Genomic DNA, 8,385 nt, shown 5'->3' on the forward strand with positions numbered 1-8,385 from the left:
CTCGTCGGTCACTTCGGTGATCCGATCGAGGCAGGCGTTGAGCAGAGCAGCGGCTTCCCAGCGGCTCAGGGGCTGCCTGCCTCTGAAGGTGCCATCGGGGTAACCAGCGACGCAGCCGTAGCGCTCGATCAGGTTCGAGAGTGCCTGGTAGGCCCACTCGGTGGGCTGCACATCCGAGAACTGAGTGATGCTGGTGACCTGGTCTTTCTTGCCGGCATACTTGTTGATGCCGTTCAGGTCAAAATCTGCGGCCGAGGCGGCCATGGGGGCAACCAGCCCAAGGGCGACGGGCGCCAAAAGGAGACGCTGAAACAATTTCATTTGGTCCTCACACCAATTGAGGGGCGGTCCAAAAGGACACCTGCTGATCTTATCGAGACTGAGGTTTTAGCCAGTCGCCCACAAGCACATGGGCACGTATCGAAGATTACATTTGCAAGGCCACAGCCGCTCCACCGCAGGGGTTTTCCAGCCCAGCCACCGCTCGTCGCCCACGTTAATTGGCCATAGCAACATAAAAAAGCCGTGGATTTCTCCACGGCTCAAAAGCAAAGACTGGGCAAGCCCGCTTGGCTTAAAAATTGAGGAACAGCCAGATCAAGGTGTGTGAGGAGATGACCTGGCTGGATGGATCAGCTGGCAACGATCAGCTGATCAGCAACGATCAGAACTTGAAGGTGGTCTTGACCAGACCGCCGAAGTTGTCGAAGGTGTCGCTGTTGGCTTTCTGGAACTGACCCAAGGGCACGCTCAGGTAGAAGATCGCAGGGGTGATCGAGATGTTGTCGGTCACCTGGAACTTGTACCACCACTCCCAGGCATAGTTTCCGTCGTTGGCTGCGAGGAGATCATCATCACCCGACTTGGTCAGGAAGGTGGACTGACCCACGGCCATACCGGCGGCATTGCCCTTGATGAAGACGTCGGACCACTGCAGACCCACATACCAGGACTGGGTCTGGGCACCATCGATTGCATCTGCAAGGGCGCCCGCCGAAGAAGAGCTGGCGCTATGGGAGTTGAGTCCCCAGCCGGTGCTGATCGAGGGGAGCCACCCGGAGTTGGAAGGCTGCCAGTAAGCACTGATACCGACGGAATTGACGCTATCGGAGAGGGCATACCCGAGATTGGCTAAGGGAGTGCCGTTACCGCCGTAGAGACCGACCACACCACCTTGAGGGGTTGCGTAGGTGTAGGTGGCAGCGAGACCGAAGTTCTCGTTGTTCCAGGCGATCTGGGCGGTACCCGTCTGAGCGGAACCATCGGTGCCGATACCACCGTCATTGGGGTTGCCCACGTTGCCATTAGCGGCCACGTAGTTGGCACTGATGCTGAAGCCGCCGCTCCTCCACCAGAGGCCACCACCGGAGCCGAGGGTCAGGGGGTAGGCGCCGGGGGCACCGCCATAGGTGAAGATGTCGAGGACGGTGTCAGCGGGGTACACGCTGGGCCAGAAGGCCAGCATGTCGTCCTGACGGACCTTGGCACCCACCGTGGCGGTGAAGCTCTTGCCGAGGGGGAACTGGTAGAAGAGACGGTTGACTTCGATCGAGTCGGCACCGCTGGGGCCCTCAAAAGCCACCTCGAAGGCGTTCAGGCCCACCAGGTTGTCAGGATTGGCGGCACCCCAGGGGCTGGAGCCGAAGTTGCCGGCACGCAGGCGGGTGCGCAGCAGATCCTTGCCGGTGAAGCTGGTGTCGAGGAAGAGGTCGAGGTTGTAGTTGAAGGCCGTGGCGCCTTGCTGGGCCGCGGCGGCATCAGAGAACCTCTGACCGGGGGCGACCTTGCCGCCGTTGAGAGCGGACTCACCAAACGTGGCCCGGGCGTCGCCGCCGAAGGAGTTGGCGCCGATGGTGAAGGTGGCCACACCACGCAGCTTGGTGGTGGTGGAGAACTGGTTCGCTTCCAGCTCACCAACCTTGGCTTCGAGGTTGTCGACGCGACCGCGCAGGATCGCGAGCTCCTTCTCGAACTCCTTGAGCAGGCGGCGCAGCTCGTCGGTCACTTCGGTGATCCGATCGAGGCAGGCGTTGAGCAGGGCAGCGGCTTCCCAGCGGCTCAGCGGCTTCTTGCCACGGAAGGTGCCATCGGGGTAACCAGCGACGCAGCCATAGCGCTCGATCAGGTTCGAGAGCGCCTGGTAGGCCCACTCGGTGGGCTGCACATCAGAGAACTGAGTGATGCTGGTGACCTGATCCTCGGAGGCGGCGTACTGGTTGATGCCGTCCAGGTTCATGTCGCCGGCGGTGGCGGCCACAGGGGCCATCAATCCGAGGGCAACAGGTGCCAGCAGCAATTGCCGGAAAAATTTCATGGGGTCCTCACACAAGTTGGCGCGATGCGCCTGCATGAAGAATCACCCCCAGCCCTGCGGCAGTCCCGCCCACATGTGACAGAACGCACAACGGCCACGGGACAGGCAGCTGGTCCAAACTGGCGCGAACCGCCGCCACGGCCCTGAACACCCGGACCAAACGCCCCTGGCTGTGGTGGCTGGCCCTGGCCAGCCTCTGGCTGGCGGGCAGCCTGGCCGACCGGCTCTGGCTGCAGCTGGACCAGCGGCTGCCGGCCTGGGATCAGGCCGATTACCTCAACAGCGCCGTGGACCATGGCCGCGCCCTCGGGCTGCTGCCCGCCGGGGCCTGGCCTGGCTGGCAGGGCCTGCTGGACCTTTCCCCCAAAGTGCCGCCACTGGCGAGCCTGGTGAATGGCTCGGTGATGGCCCTGAGCGGCGACAGCCCCGATCAGGCCAGTGCGGCCCTCGCTCTCTGGCAGGGGCTGCTGCTGGTGGTCGTGGCCTGCTGGGGACGTCAACTGGTGTCGCCGGCTTTCGGCCTGTTGGCGGCCGCCCTCACCAGCACTACCCCAGCGCTGGTAAGCCTGCGGCTGGATTTCACCCTTGATCTGCCCCTCGCCGCCACCAGTGTGCTGGCCCTGTGGCTTTTGGGGCGCTGGGCGGCACCTGAGCCCCGGGGGGGGCACTGGGGCCAGGCCGTCGCCGCGGCTCTGGCACTGGCGGCGGCCGTACTGGTGAAACAGAGCGCTTTGCTGGTGCTGCTGCCGCCGGCCCTGTGGGTGGCTGCGCGGGGCCTGGGGCGAGCGCGCCGGCGCTGGCAAGCCCTGGCCGCCCTGGTGCTGGTGCTCGTCCTGGTGCTGCCCTGGCTGCAGCACAACTGGATCACCACCATCGGCGGCACCAACCGGGCGGTGCTGGAGTCAGCCGCCCAGGAGGGCGACCCGCCAGCGTTCAGCCTGGCCAGCCTGCTCTGGTATCCGAAGCTCTGGCCCCTGCAGCTGGGACTGGTCAACAGCCTGCCCGCCCTGGCGGGGGCACTGCTGGCGCTGGGGGTCGCCTGGCGCCGAGAGCGGGGTTGTCCCAAGCCCCAGCCAGCCGAGCAGGCGCACCGGGCCCTGGGCGGCTGGGGTTGGAGCTGGTTGATCGGCTGCAGCCTCAGTGGCTGGCTCTTCACCACCCTCAGCCCCAACAAGGACCCCCGCTACATCACCCCGGTCCTGCCTTTGCTGGTGCTGCTGCTCAGCTGGGGCTGGTGGCAGCTGGGACAGATCCTGCGCAGGCAGGGCTGGGGACGCGCCAGCTGGGGAGCCCTGGCCGTGGGGCTGGCAGCCAGCGCCAGCAGCGCGGTCACCGCCCAGGCCAGCGAGATCCGCTGGCAGCCCCGTTCACCCCTGCCAGCCGTGATGGACAGGATGCGCCAACAGGTGGGTGATCAGCCCCACACGCTGACGGTGCTCCCGAATGCCCCCGAACTCAACGAGCACACAGCCACGGTCTACGGGCGAGCCGGGGGGGGACAGATCGTGGCCCGACAGCTGGGCCGGAAGCGCAGGGAGCGGCAGCTGGTGCTGGATCAGGCGGAATGGGTCCTGCTGACCACCGGTCAGGCCGGCATGCGCCGGAAAGCTTCACGGGAGTTGGCCAGAGCGATTCGCCAGGACTCCCGCTTCCGGCTAGTGGGCCGCTGGCCCTGGAGCAATGGCAACCCCGTGGAGCTGTGGACCCGCCGCGAGCCCGTGGCCACCGCGGCCCGCTTCGATCGCCGCTTCATCGAGCTGGCCTCTGGGCTGGAGCAGGGCCCGGCCGGCCTGGCGCCGGTGTTCGAGGCCATCGGCCCCCAGCATCAGCTCGATGGCCACTGGCGCTATCAACGTCGGGTGAGCGACTGGGCTCAGCAGCGGCTGCTGGCCGATCCCAGCGATCGTGAAGCGCTCTGGGCTCTGGCGCTGCTGGCGGTCCTGCACAACCGTCCCCAGCAGGCGGACCAGTGGTTCAGCCGCCTGCAGACCCTGGAGCCGGGCAACCCCTGGCCCCCGGCCTACCGCAGCGTGGTGCTGCTGGCCGGCTGGAATCCCTGGGGTGCCCATGCCGTGGCCAGCAGCGCAGCCCGCCGTCATCAGGAGCCTGTGCTCGAGGCCCTCGCCGATGTGAGCGGCGCCCTGCTGGCCAATCCCTTCAGCCTGCAGCGGGCCTTCCATTCGCTTCCCCGGGCCACCCGCAAGCTGACCAACCAGCTGAACAAGGAACAACGATGAACGTGAGGCGCGTGCTGCTCGGGCTCTGGGCCGTGGCTCTGATGCTCGCCCTGGCGGGCCTGGGCCACCTGCCCCTGCGCGACTGGGATGAAGGCATCGTGGCGCGGGTGGCCCTGGAGACCAGCCAGGCCGCCTGGCCCGACACCCTGCTGTCGACCTTCTGGGGATCCACTTACCTCAACAAGCCTCCAGGCCTGCACTGGCTGATTGCGGGCGTGATCCAGCTCTGGCGGTCCCTCAGCGGCGAAGCCACCGCCCTGCCTCCGGAGTGGGTGATCCGGCTGGCGCCGGCCCTGGTTTCGAGCCTGCTGGTGCCGCTGATCGGCGCGATCCAGCTGCGGCTCCGACCCGGCCAGCCCCTGGCAGCTGTCGCATCGGCGTCCATCGCCCTCACCTTGATGCCCCTGGTCCGCCACGGCCGGCTGGCCATGCTCGATGGAGCCCAGCTCACGGCCATGGCCCTGCTCTGGCTGGGCCTGCTGATGGCGGCGCCACGGCCACGAACAGCCCTGGCGGGTGGACTGATCGCAGGGGTCGGGGGCAGTGCGCTGCTGCTGCTCAAGGCTCCAGTGGTGATCCCGGTGCTGGCCACGGGCCTGCTGCTGCGCTGGCTCGATCGCGATCTGGATCGACGCGCCTGGTGGCGTCTGGCACTGGGCCTGGGGCTGGGGCTGTCGCTGGGCCTGGCCTGGCACGGCTGGCATGGGCTGCAGCGGGGCCCTGAGGCCCTGCTGATGTGGGGCGGCCAGGGACTGCTGCGCTTCACGTCCACCGTGGAGGAGCACTACGGCAGCCCGCTCGAGCCGCTCCTGGAAGTCCTTGAGGGGGGCTGGCCCTGGCTGCCCCTCTGGCCGATCGGTCTGGGTCTGGCCTGGAGGGAGCGAAAGCAACCGGCGGGGCGCTGGAGCCTGGGCCTCAGCCTGGCCGCCACCTTGACGGTGCTGCCGATGAAAACCCAGCTGCCCTGGTACAGCCTGCTGCTCTGGCCTCCCTTCTGTCTGATCTGCGGGCCGGCCCTGGCCCGTCTGCTGGAGGCACCTCGACCCCGGGGTCTGCTGGGGCGGCTGCCCTGGTTCTGGGTCGCGCTGGGGACGCTGCTGTTGCTGGCCTCCCTGCTGATCTCGCCGCCACTGCGCTGGCTACCGCTGCCGGCGGGGCTGGGGCTGGTGGGGGGGGGGATCAACCTGACTCGGCCGGGCCTGGCCCGGCGACGATTGGGGCTGGGCCTGCTGCTGCTGGGCTGGAGCACGTCGCTGCTGCTGTTCGTGCTGAGCCCGTTCTGGAACTGGGAGCTCAATGAGTCCTGGTCGGTACTGCCCGCCGCTGAGCTGGCCCGCAACGCCGGAGCGACCGGCACAACGGCCGAGCTGCAGGTCTTCATGCCCGGTAAGGAGGGGCGACGTCCAAGCCTGCGCTGGTACGCCCAGCAGAAACTCTTCGACCTTCCAGCCAAGCCAGGCGAGCCATGGCCGAAGCGTTTCAAGCTGGTGATGCGAGCAGGCGATAAGGCCGGCCGGCTCGAACCCGGCAACCCCGGGCGCCTGCGGCTTCAGGATGCCAGCTGTGACCTGGAGGCCCGCGGTGACGACAGCTGGCAACGCTGGATCTGCGCAGCAGGAGCCGAAGAGCCCGCCGCCCAGATCCCCTGAGCAGGCCAAGGCCCAGCGGGCGGTCCTGGTGGCGGCGGTGCTGTTCGCCGTGATCGGGCTGCTGCTGCAGTGGTGGCGGCTGCAGGTGCTCACCGCCTCCTACGACCAGGGCATCTTTCTGCAGACGATCTGGAGCGGCCTGCACGGGCATCCCTTCGAGAGCACCCTCTCCTCGCAGCTTTCCACCAACGTGATCCACGCCGGGGAACCTCCTTCCCTGGGTTACCACCGCCTGGGCCAGCACTTCACGCCGGCACTGCTGCTGTGGGTGCCCCTGGTGGGGCTGCTGGGGATCTGGGCCCTGCCACTGGTGCAGGTGGGCCTGATGACGGCCGCCGGCCTGGTGCTGCACCGCCTAGCCCGGGAGCGGCTGGAAGACCCTTGGCTGGCCGCCTACCTGGCCTGCAGCTTCTTCGGTGCCAATGCGGTGATCGGCCCCACCTGGGGGAACTTCACCGACCTCGCCCAGCTGCCCCTGGCGATGCTGCTGCTCTGGTACGGACTGCAGCGCCGCCAGTGGTGGCTGCTGACGCTGGCCGCGGTGGCGGTGCCGATGATCCGGGAGGACACCGGCGTGCTGCTGGTGGGGGTCAGCCTCTGGATCCTGGTGCGTCAGCGCCAGCGCTGGCCCCTCGCCCTGGCGCTGGCCGTGCTGGGGCTCGGCTGGGTGCTGCTGGTGACCAACGTGCTGATGCCCCTGTTCAGCGACGACAACTCCCGCCGCTTCATGGTGGAGAACTTCGGCCAGTACATCGGCGATGCCGAGCAGGCCAGCAGCCTGGAGGTGCTGATGAAGGCCCTCGGGCAGCCGCTGGTGGTGCTGCGGGAACTGATCTGGCCACCTGGGGAAACCCTGCGCTACCTGCTGGCCCAGGGGCTGCCCCTGATGCTGGTGCCACTGATCAGCCTCGACAGCTGGCTGTTGATGGGCGTGCCCCTGATGGGCCTGCTGCTGGCGCAGGGATCGAACAACCCCCTCTCGATCAACCTGCGCTACGCGCTGCTGGTGGTGCCGGGGCTGTTCGCCGGGGCCATCGAGTGGTGGAGCCGCCATCCCCAGGTTTTTGCTCAAAGGCGCCTGCGGCGGGTCTGGACCGGCTGCATCGCGCTCTCGCTGCTGCTCACCTTGCTGGCCAATCCCAACCGCAGCCTTTCCTTTCTGATCCCCGACAGCGTCGATCCCTGGGTCTACAGCTCGCCGTCACGCCAGTGGAACCATGGAGCCAAGGCCAGGGAGCTGCTGGGCCTGATTCCCGAGGGCGCCAGCGTGGCCGCCACCACACCCCTGGTTCCCCACCTCGCCCAGAGAGCGGTGCTGATTCGTTTCCCGAACGGAGTGATCTACCGCGACCGCCAGGGCAGCAGCCGGGCCGTCGACTGGGTTGCCGTCGATCTCGATTGGTTGCGCCGCTATGGAATGGCTTTCCCGCGCGACCGCAAAGCTCTGGAGAGGAGCCTCGAAGCGCTGGACTCGCTGCCTGAGCCCTACGGGGTGCGGGCCTTCTCCGACGGGGTGGTGCTGCTCCAGCGAGGACAGCCCGATCGGCAGCCCGCGCAGGCTCAGCTCCAGGAGCTGCTGGGCTCGGTTCAGCGACAGCTCGATCGCCAGCCCGATTAACCGGGAACAGAAATGGACCTCTGCGGGCCCCAAGAACGATGCCCCCGCCACCGGGCTGGATAGCGCGGTGGCGGGGGCGTTCGCCGGGTCCGCTCTGTCGCGGAACCGAGTGATCAGGAAACAGGCGCCGAAATCAGCCGGCGTTCTCCGCGATCAGCAGACCCTGGGTCATAGAACTGTGGCTCACGGGCACCTCCTCCTTGGGGGGATAAAGCCAGCCGGCGACGTTTTCGAAGCGGACTGATCGGGCACAGGGCCAGAGGGCCCGCTCCACGACACTGCTGACGGAACTGCATGAATCTAAGGGAGCTGCCCAGCGAAGCGAGAGCCTGTGAGCTCGGCCGCACAGGGATGGGGCCTGCCAACAAAAAAGGCGCCCCGAAGGACGCCTGAAAGAAGACCAGAACCGATCAGAGAGCGTTGCCGCGGGGCAGAACCTCTTCAGGGAAGACGAAGTTTTCATGCGGCTGGTCGGCCGGTGCCATCCAGGCACGCAGACCTTCATTCAGAAGAATGTTCTTCGTGTAGAAGGTCTCGAATTCGGGGTCCTCAGCGGCGCGGATCTCC

General features: G+C 67.2%; 5 protein-coding genes and 1 pseudogene. 3 read left to right on the plus strand and 3 right to left on the minus strand.

The features are described 5' to 3' along the window. On the minus strand, positions 1-321 hold a 321-nt coding region (locus KQ304_RS01990; RefSeq protein WP_259735448.1), incomplete at its 3' end, for an iron uptake porin. 343 nt (positions 322-664) lie between these two features. Then, positions 665-2,314: an iron uptake porin gene (locus tag KQ304_RS01995; RefSeq protein WP_259735449.1), complete on the minus strand. Its 1,650-nt coding sequence runs from the start codon at positions 2,312-2,314 to the stop codon at positions 665-667. Positions 2,315-2,499: 185 nt separating this feature from the next. Between KQ304_RS01995 and KQ304_RS02000 the strand changes: the two genes are divergently transcribed. The 3 genes from KQ304_RS02000 to KQ304_RS02010 are packed head-to-tail and all read left to right on the plus strand — an operon-like array spanning position 2,500 to position 7,818. Then, a complete protein-coding gene (locus KQ304_RS02000) occupies positions 2,500-4,551 on the plus strand; it encodes a glycosyltransferase family 39 protein (RefSeq protein ID WP_259735452.1) in 2,052 nt (683 codons plus the stop codon). Beyond that, positions 4,548-6,200: a glycosyltransferase family 39 protein gene (locus tag KQ304_RS02005; protein ID WP_259735450.1), complete on the plus strand. Its 1,653-nt coding sequence runs from the start codon at positions 4,548-4,550 to the stop codon at positions 6,198-6,200. Before KQ304_RS02000 ends, KQ304_RS02005 begins: the two co-directional genes overlap by 4 nt. Beyond that, positions 6,133-7,818, plus strand: coding sequence for a DUF2079 domain-containing protein (locus KQ304_RS02010; protein ID WP_259735451.1), 1,686 nt, complete (start codon positions 6,133-6,135; stop codon positions 7,816-7,818). The genes KQ304_RS02005 and KQ304_RS02010 overlap by 68 nt, the downstream gene beginning before the upstream one ends. A gap of 410 nt (positions 7,819-8,228) precedes the next feature. Here the strand turns inward: KQ304_RS02010 and KQ304_RS02015 are convergent. Continuing rightward, positions 8,229-8,385, minus strand: a pseudogene (locus KQ304_RS02015) (photosystem II D2 protein (photosystem q(a) protein)); the annotation flags it as partial.

Source organism: Synechococcus sp. CS-1329, from assembly GCF_025128055.1.
GTDB lineage: Bacteria > Cyanobacteriota > Cyanobacteriia > PCC-6307 > Cyanobiaceae > Regnicoccus_A.